The organism is Pseudotenacibaculum sp. MALMAid0570 (genome assembly GCF_040151415.1).
Lineage (GTDB): Bacteria > Bacteroidota > Bacteroidia > Flavobacteriales > Flavobacteriaceae > Polaribacter.
The window spans coordinates 17,221-33,923 of the sequence record NZ_JBDKWF010000048.1 but is presented as its reverse complement, the minus strand read 5'-3'; the positions used below and the strand labels follow the sequence as shown (position 1 = coordinate 33,923).

The following is a 16,703-nucleotide window of genomic DNA, read 5'->3' as shown; positions in this document are numbered from 1 at the left end:
ATTTTCTTATTTTTGTTAGGTAAAAAATATTAATGGAAGAATTAGTTGTTTTGGTAGATGAGCAAGATAATCAACTTGGACTCATGCCAAAGATGGAAGCACATGAAAAGGCTGTTTTACACAGAGCATTTTCTGTATTTGTATTTAATGATCAAGGAGAATTAATGTTGCAGCAAAGAGCAGCTGAGAAATATCATTCTCCGTTATTATGGACAAATACTTGTTGTTCGCATCAACGAGATGGTGAAAGTTCATTAGAAGCTGGGAAAAGAAGATTGCAAGAAGAGATGGGATTTACTTGCGATTTAGAAGAAATTTTTTGGTTTGTATACAAAGCTCCTTTTGATAATGGTTTAACGGAACACGAGTTGGATCATGTGATGGTAGGAAGATATAATAGTGATCCAAAAATTAATAAAGAAGAAGTAGAATCCTATAAATGGATGTCGTTAGAAGCTGTTAAAAAAGATATTGAAAACAATCCTGAGATTTACACAGCTTGGTTTAAAATCATATTTAAAGAGTCTTATTCAAAATTAGTTAATGCCTAGAATTACTGGATATAGAAAAGCGCATTTTAATGCTGCTCATAGATTGTATAGGTCAGATTGGTCTGATGAAAAAAACCTAGCAGTTTTTGGAAAGTGTAGTAACCCACATTATCATGGGCATAATTATGAGATTATAGTTGCTGTAACAGGCGAGATAGACTCAGAGACAGGTTATGTGTATGATTTAGGAAAACTAAAACGCTTAATTCGTTCTGAAATTGAAGATGCTTTTGATCATAAGAATCTAAATATTGAAGTAGAGGAGTTTAAAACCTTAAACCCTACAGCAGAAAATATATGTGTAGTTTCTTATCAGAAATTAAGAAAGCACTTGCCAGATTCTTTAGAGCTAGAAGTAACTTTATACGAAACTCCAAGAAATTTCGTGCGTTACTCTGGCGAATGATTTAATTCTTATTGTCTGTTTTTTAATTCTTTTTCAATTAATTTTAGAAGACTACTTACATAAAACTTTCCACCTGCATATCGGCTGATTTTATAGGTCCTATACAAGTATGCTTGACGCATTAATACTTTAAATTTTTCATCCTTTTTTAGTTGTTCGAAATTTTTAGGAACAAAACCAATTGTGATATAATGCGTTTTTCCTTCACTCTGTCTTTTGTAAGGATATTTTAAATTATAGCTTGGGAACTTTTCAGTAGAGATGAGAGTAGAATCTGAATTTATCGTAAAATTATTTTGTAAATATTCAGAGAAAAAAACCTCTAAATCAGGATAAAAAGGGTTCTTTTTGCTAATTCTTGGAAAGAAATTTTCATATGCAATTTGAATCCCTTTTCTAATAGAGTCATTTTTAATAATAGCAAAGCCTTCTTCTTTAATTGCATCATAAGTAGATCTGACAGGATATACATACTCGTCTTTAGCCAACCAATAAAAATCAAAACTCATAGTATCTTTATAAGAGAGATCATTCTCAATATAATTCAATATTCTAAAATGACTTCTGTCCCCCAACTTTAGCGAATGGTAGTCGCTATTAATATCAGACAACATTCCAGATAGATCTTCGTAAATATGTTCAAGAAATTTTAATTCTTGTTCTTCTTTTTTAAGGTTAGTATTCCAATTACTTACTTGTAATGCTAATAAAATACCAACAACAACTAAAGCTATTTCACCAATAGCATATTTCAAATATTTACTAGTGTTTCCTTCTGATATAAGAGATTTTCTTATTGTTCTAAAGAATTTAATCATTGTCCTTTTTTTTATGCTTTTGATAACCAATAAACAAACGTACTCCTAGTCTAGCAAAGAGTATAATTGCAATTACCATTACGATGTCAAATCCGTCCATTTATTTGTCACTATTTAGTCGTTCTTTAATTTTTTTTAATAAATCATTTGCGCCTTTTCTATATAGTTCAACAAAAAGCTTATGATTTTTGCCTGCAAGAATATCATTTGCAGCTACCATTTTTCGATACTCTTCACTTTCAGTAAAAAATACAATCATCTCTTTAGAATAAACTCCTAAGGTCCAATCAACAAACCAATCTTTAGTTTTGAAGAACTCTATGTTTTTGAAAACTTCTTCTTTGATAAAAGCATTGCTATCTTTTATAAGAACATCAAAAGTTGTATAAAATTGAGTGATATTAGTAATGAGGGTATCTGTTTTGATTTGATGATCGTTTGAAAAATCTTTTAACAATTCATATCCTTTTTTTTGAATGACAAAAGGTTGATAAATGGTCACCAAACTTCTACACTCAGGACAATCTTTATAATTATTTCTGTTTAGTTTTTTCTGTATAATTAAATCGCTTTTTTTCTTAATAGTGTCATAAAAACGTATAATCCTATTGGAAGCAATGGTGTCTCTTTCTAAGTCTAGAGATACAGTCTTGAGAATACTTTTTAACTGCGTATTGGTTTTTCTTACTTCGTTCCAATTATTAACTTGTAGAGCTAATAATATACCAATCATTACCAAAGTAATTTCTCCAATGGCATAAAGTAAGTAATTGCTAACTTTATTTTGTTGGATTAATTTTTGGCGAACTCTCCTGAATATTTTAAGCATTGTTGTTTACTTGATTAGTTATTAGTTAGTTTGAATTCTTCGATTTTTGTTACAAATAGCTTAGCCACCATTTATCTTTATTGTTAGCTTTATAGTTCATGTATTTTTTACAAATAGGATATAAAAGTAGAACAATTCCAATCCAAACTAAGTAAACTATCCATAAACTAAATCCATAACCAGCCAACTTTCCTTGAGCAAATACATCATTAGTAATTATCATGTTTTTCCAATCGTTTCCTGCCAATGCAGCTCCAAGCATTGCAAAGGCATGAATGAAAAATATGTGAATAACATAATAGAAGAAAGGAACTCTTCCAAAAACCAAAAGAAAATCTGTAAGTTTATTTTTCACCTTTTCTATACCTATAAGGAATAAAAATGCTGGTCCTAAAGTGATGAGAAGGAACAATAACGATGGAGGGTACTTACTTAGTTTAAAAAACGACATTATTGTTTTTGCTACTGTATCTTGAGTTTCCCACATTATTTGATCGCCATAAATATTGGACATTCTTAGAATTAAAAACAAAGCGATAGATCCTAAACCTAAATACAGTAACCACTTTTTTCGTAACTCTGCACTGTAATTTTTTTGATAGAAAGTGCCAAAACAGTAGCCTAATGTAATAACTCCAAGCCATGGTAAAATAGGGTAAGAGAACCAAATTGTTCTAGATTCACTTATAGAAAAACCATTCATTTGATGTAAGATGTACCAAACAATTGACTCAAAACTTTGTCCTTCTTTAACTATAGAATCAAATAAGTTGTGTCCGAAAATTAATAACAATCCAATAAGAATTAGAGCTTTCTTAGGAAGATGTATAAGTATTCCTAATAAAACCATACACAATCCAATAGCCCATATAACTTGTAAGTTGATAAAACCGAAAGAAATATCAAACCACCACAAGAAATTATTGATAAAAATTTCAACAAAGATCAGCCAAAACCCTCGCGTGATTAAAAATTTTGAAAGTTCCTTTTTAGTCCTTTTTTGTCCGTATAAAAAAGCAGAAGTTCCCGCTAAAAAAATAAATACAGGAGCGCAAAAATGAGTAATGAATCTAGTAAAGAACAATAGGGGAGTTGCGGTATTAAGATCTTCAGGGTTTACAGAATAAAAAGCATTTAAATGAAAATAATCTCTAGTGTGATCTAAAGCCATAATTACCATGACTAGACCTCTAAGGATGTCAATAGATTCTATCCTAGTTGATTTCGTTATTCCCATAAATTAAATTGATATTTAGTACTTTACTGTTACTCTCAAAGTTAATTACTTTTTTTAAATAGTAATTTTAACATAATAACTCCTAAATTTGCAGCTTAAATTAGTTAGATGAAACAATTTTTAAAATTCAATCCTATTTTAAAAGAAAAAATTTGGGGAGGTGAAAAACTAATTACTTTACTCGATAAGAAATCTCAAAGAAAAGATGTTGGAGAAAGTTGGGAACTTTCTGATGTTGAGGGAGATATATCTATTGTTGCTAATGGAGATTTAAAAGGAAAAGATTTAAAGCAACTCATTCAAGAGTATAAAGATGATTTAGTAGGAGAGAAGGTTTATAATCAATTTAGAGATAAGTTTCCACTACTAATTAAGTTTATAGATGCAAAAGAAGCTTTAAGTATTCAACTTCACCCTCATGACGATCTTGCAATGAAACGTCATAACTCCTTTGGAAAAACTGAAATGTGGTATGTGATGCAGGCAGATAATCAAGCAAATTTGATTGTTGGCTTTCAAAAAGACGTAACAAAACAAGAATATCTGGAACATTTAGAGAGTAAATCACTGACTAAGATTCTAAATATAGATGAAGTTCAAAAAGGAGATGTTTATTTTATTCCTACAGGAAGAGTTCATGCGATTGGAGCAGGTGTGATGTTGGCAGAAATCCAACAGACTTCTGATATTACTTATAGAGTTTACGATTGGGATAGGCAAGATTCTGAAGGAAATTACAGAGAATTACATACCGAAGAAGCTATTGACGCAATTGATTATACGTCGAAACAAACTTATAAGACCAGTTATCAAAAAACAGCCAACAAACCTGTTGAAATTGTCTCATGCCCTTATTTTACGACTAACATTCTATCTATAAGTAATAAACTTTCAGTGAATCATTTGAACAAAGATTCTTTTGTAATTTATATGTGTGTTGAAGGAAATGTTACTTTTCGCTTCGAAGATCAACAAGAAGAACTAAAAATGGGTGAAACATTATTGGTGCCAGCATCTATGAAGGAATTTGAGATTGATGCTACTTTAGCTTCAGAATTATTGGAAGTTTATATAAAATAAAACAGACTCGGTGATATCCGAGCCTGTTTCCAAACAAACCAAAATCATCTTAAACAAATTAAGAAGTTTTTATTTTTTACTTATAAAGAAGTAAAAAACTTACGCTGTAAAAGTAGTTATAAGTCTCTCCTTACAAGAACAAACTCCTCAGTAGAAGCGTTAAAGTTTTGCCGAATTCAATATTTTAAGGCATCAAAATTAAGAATGCATAAATATGTATCTTTGAGGATCATAATTGATAAGATATTTTATGAAGATTATAGCAATGATTCCAGCGCGATATAGTGCTACACGTTTTCCAGGAAAGTTGATGAAAGATTTAGGAGGAAAGCCTGTGATTGTTAGAACATATGAAGCAACTAAAAAAACGATGCTTTTTGACGAGGTTTACGTTGTGACCGATTCTGAGATTATATACGAGACAGTATCTAAAAATGGAGGAAAAGCAATTATGAGTCAGAAAGAACATGATTGCGGATCTGATAGAATTGCAGAGGCCGTTGAACATATGAATGTAGATATTGTAATTAATGTACAAGGAGATGAGCCTTTTATAGATGAAGTTTCTTTGCGAAAATTAATTCAAGTATTTGGTGAAGATCAAAATAAGGGAATAGATCTAGCTTCATTAAAAGTGCAAATTAAGAATGAAGAGGAAATACAAAATCCAAATAATGTAAAAGTTATTGTAGATCAAGAAGATTTTGCCATGTATTTTTCTCGAAGCCCAATCCCTTTTGTACGAAACAAAGAAATAGAAGTAAAGCATTATAAGCATATTGGAGTATATGCATTTCGAAAACAGGCGTTAACAGATTTTTATTATACTGAAAAAACACCTTTAGAATTAGCAGAAAGCATTGAAGGAATTCGCTATTTAGAAGTAGGTAAGAGAATCAAAATGGTCGAAACAGAAAGCTCTGTAATAGGTATAGATACTCCTGAAGATTTAGAAAAAGCAAAAGAAATATTAAAAAGAAATGCATAGTCAAATCAAGATCATAGCTTTTGATGCAGATGATACTCTTTGGGTAAACGAAACTTACTTTAGAGAAGCCGAAAAGAAATTTGCACAATTACTTTCTCAATATGAAACAGAAAACAAGATAGACCAAGAACTCTTTCAACTAGAGATACAAAACCTTTCTTTGTATGGTTATGGGGTGAAAGGGTTTATGTTGTCTATGGTTGAGTGTGCTTTAAAACTGTCGAATTATACAATTTCACAGAAAGTCATTGAGAGAATCCTCGACATTGGAAAGGAAATGTTAGAAAAACCAATTGAATTATTAGATGGAGTTGAAAATGTCTTACAGCAGCTACATGGGAAGTATAGATTGATTGTTGCAACCAAAGGAGATTTATTAGATCAAGAAAGAAAACTTGAAAAATCAGGATTGTTACAATATTTTCATCATATAGAAGTGATGAGTGAAAAGAAAGCTCCTGATTATCGTAAATTAATCAAACATTTAGATATAGAGCCTCAAGAACTTTTAATGGTAGGAAATTCTCTAAAGTCGGATGTATTACCATTAGTTGAAATTGGCGCATCTGCCATTCATGTTCCTTTTCATACTACTTGGGCTCATGAAGAGGTTTCTGTCCAAGATGCAGCTAATTCAGATTATAAAATAGCACAATCAATTAAAGAAATTCCTTCCTTATTATAGTATTAATAGATAGAAAATTGGATAAAATAGGCTAACTTTGTCACCTAAATTTGAATGATATGGCAAGTATTAAGAACTTAAAAAAAGATATCAACTATGTATTAGGAGATATTATTGATGAAGCAATATTTAAAGCAGGAGACCCTAAAAAAACTGAAGCTTTTATTGATGAAACCATTGCTACATTTGATGAATTAATTGCTAAAGTAAATGCAAAGGATGTAGAGAATAAAAAAGCTCACTTTAAATCAATTGGTAACGAGTTAGAGTCTAAAGCTGTAAAATTATTAGAAAAAGTAGATAAACTATAAATTAACTTTTTTTTATACTTATAGAAAACCACATTGAATCTCAATGTGGTTTTTATTTTTTATTTTTACTGCACATACGAAAACGATTTCGTCTTCGTTATATTAATAAACTTAAAAAGATCCCCATGGCTAGAGCAATGTACGAGTACACTAAAACTGTCTTAAAGAAGGTAAGTTTTAGTTCTGACTTATTTTGCAAAGAATTAGAAAAAGCGTTAGAAAGATTATTACCACATGAAATTAAAGAACTCACCATATGGGTAAAAGAGTTCACAGTAAACAAGCCCGATTTATCAGCCTGTTTAGCAATTATAAGAGAATAAAAAAAGGAAGCATTTAGCTTCCTTTTTTTATTCTCTTTTGTCTTTAATTCTTCTTTGTTTTTTTAGCTTATCAAATAAATGTCTTTTAAAGCTTATCTCAGCTATTTTTAGCTTCAAAATTTTCTTGTAAGGAAGAATATTTTTTAATTTTTTAAAATATTCTTTATTAATAGTTTGAATTTTATCTTGAATTTCATTGAAAGCAACTACCATAATTTTTGAATCACTTTCAGATAAATTGGTAATTTCTTCTTTATTTTTTATAAGTTTCCAAAACTTGCTTCTTTCCTGCTTTCTTAATTCAGAGATTTGTTTTTCATGAGCATTATATACAGGCCAAAATTTTTCAGCTTCTTTCTCATTAAAATTTAACTGATCTGTTATGTAAGCAATTTTATATTGTCTTATTTTGTCTTGATCTGGTCTCTTTATTCTTTTCTTTTGTGCAAAAGTATTCGCACATAAAAAAAGTAAAAGTATTGGAATTATGGTTCTAATGTTTTTCATAATTAATTGATTTTATCAAACAACCCTTGTGTTTCTTCAATTAAGATATATGTGTCGTTTTCGTCTATGTATTTTTCAATATTATCACTTTCAAATGTATTTTCAAAAACAAAAGAGTTTTCTAATTCAGCTCCGTCTTCAAATGCATTCACTATATCGTCTGTAAGAATTGTTTCAATATTTTCATCAATCCAAGTAGATATTTCATCAGAGGTAGGATCAACAGTAATTTCTCTATCAAAATATATGTATGTTGCAAATAGTAAAATTATGGCAGCCGCTGCCGTGCTTGAAAATTTAGCAATTCTAGTTCTTAATGGAATTACCTTTCCTTTTTTAGGTAGTTCTACATTCTCTAAAATTCGATCTTCTAAAGAAACAAAATAATCAGAAGGAGTTTCAAAACCAGTATGTTTAGGAAATGATTTTTCTTTCAAATTCATTGAAAAAACATCTTCAACTTGATCAAAATACCCTTGAGGAACTTCAAATCCTGAATCCTTAGGAAGTTTTGATAACCAATCTTCTGTATGTTTGCTGTTGTTTTCCATTTCTGTTTATTAAGACAAATTTTTCTTAAAAAAGTTTAATTTGCCCTTGACTTAATATAGTTTTCTATCTTTTTAACTGCATGAAAATAAGAGGCTTTTAATGCTCCTACTGAGGTTTCTAAAATTTTAGAAATCTCATCATATTTCATGTTGTCATAGTATTTCATGTTAAAAACCAGTTGCTGTTTCTCTGGTAAAGTTGCTATTGCTTTTTGTAAAATCAACTGGATTTCATCACCTGTAAACCAATCATCTGAGCTTAAATTAGCAACTAGTTCTTGTTTGATTTCACTAATATCAACACTTCGTTGTTTAGCTCTTTTATTCAAAAACGTAATCGATTCGTTTGTAGCAATTCTATACATCCAAGAATATAATTTACTGTCTTGTTTGAAATTGTCTATTCCACGAAAAACTTTAATAAAGGTATTTTGTAAAACATCATCAGCATCATCATGAGAAATCACAATCTTTCGGATGTGCCAATATAAGCGCTCCTTGTATTCATTGATTAATACACGAAAAGCTTGCTCTTTGGTTTGAACATCTTGAAGTTGTTCAACTAAAGTTATTTCATCTACCAAATTAACTAGTTTTCTTCTTAGACCTAGTAAATATAGGAAGGTTTAACCAATAGTTGATTTTTGAAATTGGATTGTTAGAAGATTTCGGTATGCTAATCCAAAACTATCTTTTTAAACGACGAGATCTTGAGTATCCAAACAATCTATTTTGTACAATAGTTTCAGAGACTCCTTCTGGTAACATTTTTTCCCAACCTTCTTCTCCTTCAGAAATCATTCTTAATACTTTACGTGAGAAAATGTGAAGTATTTTTTTGTCGAAATCTTTAATATCTACTAGCTTTCCGTTGTTTTTAAAGAACTTGTATAGTTCTTTCATACGTGGATGAACTTTTAAGTTTTCACTGGTGATATATTCTCCAGATTCATCATCCTTGTACGGATACATGTATACTTTTAAATCTCTGTAGAATAATTTTCCAAAAGCCTCAAGAATTCCACCACTTAAGTGACGATAGTATTTCTCATCAAATATTTGGATCAGATTATAGACTCCCATGGCTAGAGCCATACGAGCTTTAGTAAATTCACTGAAATATTCAACTAGTTTAAAGTATTCTTGGAAATTGGTAATCATTACATTTTGTCCTAAAGAACATAGCAATTCTGCTCTGTCTAAGAAATCTCTTTCATTAATTTCTCCTTCAGCACGTAAATTACTAAGGGTGATTTCAAAAATAATTTGAGAATTATCAGGGTCTACCTTGCTTTCGTCAAAGAATAATTGTTTGGCATTTTCAAACATATCCATATTAACCTTTGTTACTGGTCTGAAACTACCACGCAAGGCCAAAATATTTTTCTTATACAAAACTTGAGCAGGAAGTAAGTTGTTACCATCTGGTCCAAACATTACGGCATTAGTCATTTCATTCTTAACTAACTGTAAACTCATTAATCGGTTATCTACATACATAAATCTTGGTCCAGAGAAATTAATCATGTCAATTTCTAGCTGGTCTTTATGTAAGTTATCATAAAATGATTTTAAAAGCTCTTTTGGATTGTCGTTCAGATAAAATGCTCCATAAATCAAGTTAACACCTAAAATACCTAATGTTTCTTGTTGCAATCTAGCATCTGTTTCTTTGAAACGAAGATGTAAAACAATTTCATTATAATCTTCTAAAGGATCTAGTTGAAAACGAATTCCTACCCAACCGTGCCCTTTGAATTTTTTAGAAAAATCAATTGTAGCCACAGTATTTGCATAACTAAAGAACAATTTATCTGGATGTTTTCTTCTGCTAAGCCTGTCTTCAATTAAGTCAACTTCATGACGAAGCATTCTTATCAATCTAGGTTCAGTAACATAACGTCCATCTTCTTCAATTCCATAAATAGCATCAGAGAAATCTTTATCATAAGCACTCATAGCTTTTGCTATGGTTCCAGAAGCACCACCAGCTCTAAAGAAATTACGTACTGTTTCCTGGCCTGCACCAATTTCTGCAAAGGTTCCGTAGATATCTGTGTTTAAATTAATTCGTAGTGCTTTTGTTTTTGTAGCTGGAACACTACTTATTTTCTGATCTCCTTTTAAAGAAATAGCCATTTTACTAGGTTTAACTTGAAAAACAAATGTACTAAATTTAAAAATCAACCTTTAATTTTTATGCTATTTTTGTGATATATGAAGATTACTTTTTTAGGAACAGGAACTTCGCAAGGAATTCCCATGATTGCAAACAATGATCCAGTTTGTTTGTCAACCGACATAAGAGATAAAAGATTACGCTCATCAATAATGATAGAATGGGAAGGAGCGAGGTATATTGTAGATTGTGGACCAGATTTTCGTCAACAGATGTTACGAGAGAATGTGCAATCTATTAATGGAGTTTTGTTTACGCATGAGCATTCAGATCATACAGCAGGATTGGATGATTTAAGGCCTTATTGCTATCAAATGGGAGAAGTACCTATTTATGCTAAAAAAAGAGTGATAGACAATTTAAAAATTCGTTTTGCCTATATTTTTGAAACAGAAAATAGATATGAAGGAGCTCCTAAGCTTGAAGAGAATGTTATTTCAGAAGCCCCTTTTACTTTGAAAGGTCTAGAGGTTAGGCCTATTGAGGTCATGCATGGGAAACTTCCAATAACTGCCTACAGATTTGGGAATGCAGCTTATATAACTGATTTAAAAACTATTTCTGAAGCAGAAAAAGAAAAGCTAAAAAATCTTGATATACTTATTGTGAATGCATTGCGTATAGAGGAACATCCTACGCATTTAAATCTAGAACAAGCAATTGCATTTGTTGAGGAAATTAAACCTAAAAAAGCTTATTTCTCTCACATCAGTCATAAGCTAGGATTTCATGCTGAGGTAGAAAAACTATTGCCAGAAAACGTGTTCTTAAGCTATGATGGATTACAAATTGATTTATAAGCGTTCTTCAATCCATTTTTTAAAGCTAAAGAAATTTTGAGGAGCTACTCCGTGACCTACAGGATATTCAGAGTAATCGTTCTGTAACCCTAAAGAAGTTAAAAAGGGCGAAGCTTTTCTAGCGTCATCTACAGGAATTACTTGATCTACATAACCATGAGAGATATAATAATCAGTGCTAAACTTATTTTCTATTTCAGCAGGTAAAAGATCATGATTGATATAGCCGCTCAAGGCAACTACATGTTGAACTTTATTGGGAAAGTTAAAACTTACTGCATAACTCAAAATAGCTCCTTGACTAAAGCCTAATAAGAAGGTTTTCTGAGGATTTGTATTGTATTTAGATTGAAGTTCATCAATTAAGTCCGCAATTTTTACCATAGAATCTCTAGCTTGAACTAGGTCTGAGAATTTATTATTCTCTTCATCTATACTAAGTGCATACCAAGCATACCCTCCAAAGCCCATTTCGTATGGAGCTCGTACACTTACAATTAATAATTCTTCAGGTAGTTCATCAGCGAAAGAAAATAAATCTAATTCGTTACTTCCATAACCGTGCAGTAATACTAATAAAGCTGGTGAACTACTGTCAGTTTTAGGTGTTCTAACAACGTAGTGTAAAGAAGAGTTGCTCATTTAGTTAAGAACCAATTTTTTGTTAGCATAAATTCCATAGGCTTTTCCTTTTAACTCTTTTCCGTTAAAGGCAGAGTTTTTAGAGGAAGAAAGAATGTCTTTTTCAGAGAAAGTATATATTATTTCAGGGTTAAATAAAGTTAAATTTGCCTCTTGATCTTTAGCTATAAAAGAATTTTTTTGATTGAAAATCTTTCTAGGGTTTACTGTAAGGGCTTTTATGGTTGTTTCAATATCTAGCTGAGAATTTACAGCTCCAAATAAGCTTTCCATACCAATAGTTCCGTTTTTAGCCAAGCTAAATTCTAACTTTTTATTTTCTATATCTATTGGATTATGATCAGAAGTAATCACATCTATTATTCCATCTTTAACTCCTTTAATAAGAGCTCTTGTGTCTTTTTTTGTACGAAGAGGAGGTGTTACTTTTACATTGCTATCAAAACCTTCTAATTCTTCATCGGTAAGAAGTAAGTGATGAGCAGTAACACTACAAGTTACCTGAAGTCCTTTTTTCTTTGCTTCTTTAATAAGCTGTACAGATTTGGCTGAAGAAATAGTAGGGATATGTAATCTGCCTCCTGTGTATTCTAGTAAGAAAAGATCTCTTGCAACTTGAATTTCTTCTGCTAGAGCTGGAGCTCCTTTTAAACCAAGTCTAGTGCTGTTTATTCCTTCATTAACAATTCCTTCACCCGTGATGGCTTTGTTTTTAGGGAAGCTCAATACTAAACCGTCAAAGTTTTGAGCGTATAAAAGAGCGATTTTTAATAAATTATCATTGGAAATAGATTTATTATAATCTCCAAAAGCGACAGCTCCAGATTGTTGCATGTCATACATTTCTGCTAATTCATTTCCTTCGCATCCTTTGGTTAATGCTCCAATAGGAACCAATTTAGTAGCAGAATTAGCTGCTTTGTTGATTAAAAACTCAACATCAGATTTTGAATCTATTACTGGATTAGTGTTGGGGTTAACAGCTATAGTAGTGAAGCCGCTTTTAGCTGCAACGGTAATTCCGTGAGCAATAGTTTCTCTCTCTTCATATCCTGGTTCTCCCAAGCTAACACTGGTGTCAAACCATCCGCAAGAAACATGTAGGTTGTCTAATTGAATAACTTTATAGTTGGATTCCGGCTTTATAGAATTGGCAATTTTGGCAATCTTCCCGTTAACGATTAAAATGTCTTTTGTTTGTTGATGATGTGGGCTTGAAGCATCTATAATCGTAGCCGATTTTAAAAGCGTGGTCATGTTCTGAAGAATTTTAAAATTAAAATTTCCAGCAGCAAAGATACGATTGCAATTGCCAAAAACAACTTCCATAGCCATTGAACTTCATTTTTTTGATTGATTTTTGTAAAAAAACCTTCAATAGAGTCATAAATTGTTAGGTTAGACAGCTTGCTTTTTAATTCGTTTTTAGTGTAATACAAAAGAGAACTTTCTTCTTTGTTTACGTTGTAAGCAATGGTAGTTAGCGATTTTTCGTCTAAAGTGATTGTATAGAAACCAGGTGTCTTTGGTTGCTCATTTGTAAGAAGTCTTACTTTGTTGGAAAAAGATTGCTGCAAAGGAATAAAAGAGCTGTTTGTATTGGAAATTTTTAAGATTTGATCTTTGCTAAGCTTTTGATTCACTTCTATAACATTCTCTTTTTGTAGGATGTAGTAGGGTTTAGATGTTTGAAGACTTTGTTGACCTATATTGTAAAGAGTAGGAACAATTAATGGCGAATTGCTAAAATTTGTAATCTCAATGTTTAAGGGAGATGAAAACCAATAAACTTTAGTGTAAGAATTGTCAACTTCTTGTAAGAAAGCCGTTTTATTTTCAAAAGATATGATCTTGTCACCTTTTAAAGAACTAGAGTAGCTTCTAGATACTGATGGATATTGAAAATTTGTTACTTTTTTAGAAAAAACGTTGGTATATAATGGATGATCGTAATTGATGTTAGTAATTTTTAGAGAATCTGATTTGATATTATTAATGGATCCGTTAGCAAATTTTCTAAAAAAAGTATTGTATGACGCTATTTCAGACTTTTCATTTGGGATGATTAAAAGGTGGCCACCATCTTTTAGAAATTGTACTAAAGAGTTCTGAAGAGCATTTGTGATATTTTCAAGTTGATTTAAGATAATCAATTGTTGATTTGGAATAGAGTTGAAATTTACATTTTGTAATGTGGAATTTGAAAAATTAAAATCACTTTCTGTGAAAACTCTACGAAGCGAATTTGAGGTTTCTCCTATGCTGAGAATATTAATTTTTTCTTGAGAATTAATGCTGAAAAAAAATGTATTATCAAATAAAAAAATATCGTTAAAAGTTACTTGTATTTTTCCATTGAATTTCGTAGTTTTAGGAATTGAGAACTCAATATTTTTTGTATTGTTTTCTTCGATAGAGAAGGAGCGTTTATTGATGAGTTGTTCATCATTGTACAAAGCGATAGGAATGTTGTTTTTTTCTTCACCTTGATTTCTTACAGTAACAGAAATTTTAATTTCTTCAGAATTGTTGTTTGAAATGTAAATACTATCTATTGAAACATTGTTTTTTTGATTTTGATCTATTTTTATAAAAGAAAAAAGGCTATTTACATTTGTAAACTTATCTTTTTTATTTTTTCTATGTATTTGAAAATCAGAAATTAAAACAATATTATATAAAGTTTTAGTTGTATTTTTTATTTTATTCTCAAATTCTAGTATTTTTTGTTCAATGTTGCTGAATTTTGATGATACTTTGATGTTTTTTAATAATTCACTAAGCTGATTTTTATTAATATCCTCATAAATATGATCATTTGTTGCTAAAGTATACGTGTCAAAGTCTGATGCATTTTCTATAATTTCTTGAGCAGCTAACATTAATTCATTACCATTATTTCCATTGGTGTTTAAACTCATAGAGTTGTCTAGGTAAATTAAATTATGATTTTTTTCATTAAATTTTTTAGAACTAAAATATGGTTGTGAGAAAACAAAAAGTAACGCTAAAAGTCCTAGTATTCTTGTGGTTAAAATTAACCACTTTTTCACTCGCGAACTCTTCCTTGTTTCTAGGCTAATTTTTTTTAAAAATGCTACATTGGTAAATGCAATTTTTTTAAACTTCTGCAATTGAAATAGGTGTACTAAAATTGGTATAATTAATAGCAGAAGTAAATAGAATATTTCGGGATGTTTAAATTGCATATACTATTCCTGTAAATTAATACTTTGCAGCTTTACCATTTGCAGAACTATTTCTAATGAATTCTCGTAAATCATCATTAGATTTCTTAAGATCTTCATTACGCAAGTACATCATATGACCACTTCTATATCCCTTAAACTCAAATCTATCTTTCATTCTTCCGCTTGGATCTATTTGCCACATGGTATATTTTGCATTAAAATATGTGGTCGCTCCATCATAATAGCCAGATTGTATCAATACTTTTAAATACGGATTCTGAGCCATTGCTTGGCGTAGACCTTCTCTTACATTATTATTTCTTCGATCCCAAGGATTTACTGGTCCAAAAACATTGTATTTAACATCAGTTTTAAAATTTAGATGCTCTCGTATGTAGTAATTAATAGCCGGAGTGAAAGAATGTAGCCAAGAGGTTAGTTCTGAGTTATAATCTGGGCTATCTCCAGCAATTCTCTTATCTAAACCATTGTATCTTGAATCTAATCTTCCTATTGTCATACCGTTTTTATCTCTCAAAAGTTCTTTCCAGAAATAGCTTTTTGGAATATCTAAATTATGTTGTAAAACCACTTTCTTTTGAATTCCTGAGAAATAAGAAATTCGTTCGGCAACTTTGTTTCTCTCTTCTTTTGATATAAAGCCACCCTTTGCCATTGCTGGGATTAGCTCATTAATAGCATAAGATTCGGCAAGAGGTAATACTTCAAGTAAATCTTTGTTCTGTAGTTCTGCAGGAAGCATTTTGTGATACCAAGCTGCCGCTGTATAATACGGAAGATTTATTGCAGATTCTACTGCGCTTCCTGTTCTTAGTACTAAGTAATCTGCAGGAGAAACCATAATTACACCATTTAAATACATCCATTGACTGTTTTGTAATTCTGCAGCCAAGCCCATTACTCTTGTGCCGCCATAACTTTCTCCAATGATGTATTTAGGAGATTGCCATCTATTATTTCTAGTGATGAATGTGTTGAGCCAACCTGCTAAGTATTTGACATCGGCATTAATTCCAAAAAATTTCGATTTGTCTACTTTTTCTCCTTTTTTCACAACAGGTCTTGAATATCCAGTATTTACTGGGTTTACATATACAATGTCTGCGACATCTAATATAGAGTTTGGATTGTCTTTTACACCATAGGGCTGTATAGGATATCCTTCATCATCAATATTCAGAACCTTAGGACCAGTATAAGCAATATGCATCCAAACAGATGCAGAACCAGGTCCGCCGTTGAAAGACATAATAATTGGTCTCTTGTTTCCGTTTTTCACATTGGTTCTCCTGTAGTAAGTATAATATAAAGAAGCTATAACTTCACCGTTGTCATTCCATACGGGCTGCATACCAGTAACAGCTTTATAGGTTACTTTTTTCCCTCTAATAATCACTTCATTGCTTGTGACTACTGTAGTGTCTACAGGGATTCTGTTGTCTTGAGCATTAATATGGATAGCTAGGATTAAAGCTAGAAAAAGTAGAATTTTTTTCATGAGAAAGTAAATTAAGGACGTCTAATTTAGCGGAAAAAAATGACTTATGTATAAGAGAAATGTTAATTAAACAATAGAGTGAATAT

19 protein-coding genes are annotated in these 16,703 nt (G+C 30.9%); 8 read left to right on the top strand and 11 right to left on the bottom strand.

Features of this window, described 5'->3' with window-relative positions:
• The first annotated feature begins 32 nt into the window (after positions 1-32).
• Complete coding sequence (gene idi / locus AAON49_RS08325) at positions 33-551, top strand: isopentenyl-diphosphate Delta-isomerase (RefSeq protein WP_349554056.1); 519 nt, start codon at positions 33-35, stop codon at positions 549-551.
• A complete protein-coding gene (locus AAON49_RS08320; protein ID WP_349554055.1) occupies positions 544-957 on the top strand; it encodes a 6-pyruvoyl trahydropterin synthase family protein in 414 nt (137 codons plus the stop codon). The genes idi and AAON49_RS08320 overlap by 8 nt, the downstream gene beginning before the upstream one ends.
• 8 nt (positions 958-965) lie before the next feature.
• Here AAON49_RS08320 and AAON49_RS08315 read toward each other — a convergent pair whose 3' ends face one another.
• From AAON49_RS08315 to AAON49_RS08305, 3 genes are all read right to left on the bottom strand, one after another.
• On the bottom strand, positions 966-1,775 hold the full coding sequence (locus AAON49_RS08315; protein ID WP_349554054.1) for a DUF6090 family protein: 810 nt from the start codon (positions 1,773-1,775) through the stop codon (positions 966-968).
• A 100-nt stretch (positions 1,776-1,875) separates the two neighbouring features.
• Positions 1,876-2,604 carry a DUF6090 family protein gene (locus AAON49_RS08310; RefSeq protein WP_349554053.1) on the bottom strand — a complete coding sequence of 243 codons (729 nt, stop codon included), beginning with the start codon at positions 2,602-2,604 and terminating at the stop codon, positions 1,876-1,878.
• A gap of 49 nt (positions 2,605-2,653) precedes the next feature.
• Positions 2,654-3,841, bottom strand: coding sequence for an acetyltransferase domain-containing protein (locus tag AAON49_RS08305; RefSeq protein WP_349554052.1), 1,188 nt, complete (start codon positions 3,839-3,841; stop codon positions 2,654-2,656).
• A 108-nt stretch (positions 3,842-3,949) separates the two neighbouring features.
• On the opposite strand from AAON49_RS08305, the gene AAON49_RS08300 reads away from it, so the two are divergent.
• The 5 genes from AAON49_RS08300 (at position 3,950) to AAON49_RS08280 (ending at position 7,228) form a co-directional block, all read left to right on the top strand.
• Positions 3,950-4,921 carry a type I phosphomannose isomerase catalytic subunit gene (locus tag AAON49_RS08300; protein WP_349554051.1) on the top strand — a complete coding sequence of 324 codons (972 nt, stop codon included), beginning with the start codon at positions 3,950-3,952 and terminating at the stop codon, positions 4,919-4,921.
• A 250-nt stretch (positions 4,922-5,171) separates the two neighbouring features.
• The gene (gene kdsB / locus AAON49_RS08295) at positions 5,172-5,909 is read left to right on the top strand and encodes a 3-deoxy-manno-octulosonate cytidylyltransferase (RefSeq protein ID WP_349554050.1); all 738 of its coding nucleotides are present in this window, start codon (positions 5,172-5,174) and stop codon (positions 5,907-5,909) included.
• Positions 5,902-6,594: an HAD family hydrolase gene (locus tag AAON49_RS08290; protein WP_349554049.1), complete on the top strand. Its 693-nt coding sequence runs from the start codon at positions 5,902-5,904 to the stop codon at positions 6,592-6,594. Before kdsB ends, AAON49_RS08290 begins: the two co-directional genes overlap by 8 nt.
• Positions 6,595-6,653: 59 nt before the next feature.
• Positions 6,654-6,905 carry a hypothetical protein gene (locus tag AAON49_RS08285; protein ID WP_349554048.1) on the top strand — a complete coding sequence of 84 codons (252 nt, stop codon included), beginning with the start codon at positions 6,654-6,656 and terminating at the stop codon, positions 6,903-6,905.
• Positions 6,906-7,030: 125 nt separating this feature from the next.
• Positions 7,031-7,228: a hypothetical protein gene (locus AAON49_RS08280; protein ID WP_349554047.1), complete on the top strand. Its 198-nt coding sequence runs from the start codon at positions 7,031-7,033 to the stop codon at positions 7,226-7,228.
• A gap of 27 nt (positions 7,229-7,255) precedes the next feature.
• Here AAON49_RS08280 and AAON49_RS08275 read toward each other — a convergent pair whose 3' ends face one another.
• The 4 genes from AAON49_RS08275 to AAON49_RS08260 all read right to left on the bottom strand — a co-directional run bounded on the left by AAON49_RS08275 (position 7,256) and on the right by AAON49_RS08260 (position 10,425).
• Positions 7,256-7,735, bottom strand: a complete 480-nt coding sequence (locus tag AAON49_RS08275) for a hypothetical protein (RefSeq protein WP_349554046.1) — start codon at positions 7,733-7,735, stop codon at positions 7,256-7,258.
• Between the two features lie 2 nt (positions 7,736-7,737).
• Positions 7,738-8,286, bottom strand: coding sequence for a hypothetical protein (locus AAON49_RS08270; RefSeq protein ID WP_349554045.1), 549 nt, complete (start codon positions 8,284-8,286; stop codon positions 7,738-7,740).
• Between the two features lie 35 nt (positions 8,287-8,321).
• Positions 8,322-8,870: an RNA polymerase sigma factor gene (locus AAON49_RS08265; RefSeq protein WP_349554044.1), complete on the bottom strand. Its 549-nt coding sequence runs from the start codon at positions 8,868-8,870 to the stop codon at positions 8,322-8,324.
• 103 nt (positions 8,871-8,973) lie between these two features.
• On the bottom strand, positions 8,974-10,425 hold the full coding sequence (locus AAON49_RS08260; protein WP_349554043.1) for a TonB-dependent receptor: 1,452 nt from the start codon (positions 10,423-10,425) through the stop codon (positions 8,974-8,976).
• A gap of 78 nt (positions 10,426-10,503) precedes the next feature.
• Here AAON49_RS08260 and AAON49_RS08255 point away from each other — a divergent pair, with 78 nt between their 5' ends.
• Entirely contained in the window at positions 10,504-11,265 is a 762-nt protein-coding gene (locus tag AAON49_RS08255) for an MBL fold metallo-hydrolase (RefSeq protein WP_349554042.1), read from the top strand.
• Here AAON49_RS08255 and AAON49_RS08250 read toward each other — a convergent pair.
• From AAON49_RS08250 to AAON49_RS08235, 4 genes are read right to left on the bottom strand one after another with little or no spacing between them, the layout of a single operon-like run.
• Positions 11,260-11,907, bottom strand: a complete 648-nt coding sequence (locus AAON49_RS08250; protein ID WP_349554041.1) for an alpha/beta hydrolase — start codon at positions 11,905-11,907, stop codon at positions 11,260-11,262. The genes AAON49_RS08255 and AAON49_RS08250 overlap by 6 nt on opposite strands.
• Positions 11,908-13,164, bottom strand: coding sequence for a dihydroorotase (locus AAON49_RS08245; RefSeq protein WP_349554040.1), 1,257 nt, complete (start codon positions 13,162-13,164; stop codon positions 11,908-11,910).
• Positions 13,161-15,116: a BatA domain-containing protein gene (locus tag AAON49_RS08240; protein ID WP_349554039.1), complete on the bottom strand. Its 1,956-nt coding sequence runs from the start codon at positions 15,114-15,116 to the stop codon at positions 13,161-13,163. Before AAON49_RS08240 ends, AAON49_RS08245 begins: the two co-directional genes overlap by 4 nt.
• A gap of 16 nt (positions 15,117-15,132) precedes the next feature.
• Positions 15,133-16,617, bottom strand: coding sequence for a S10 family peptidase (locus AAON49_RS08235; RefSeq protein WP_349554038.1), 1,485 nt, complete (start codon positions 16,615-16,617; stop codon positions 15,133-15,135).
• Between the last annotated feature and the right edge of the window lie 86 nt (positions 16,618-16,703).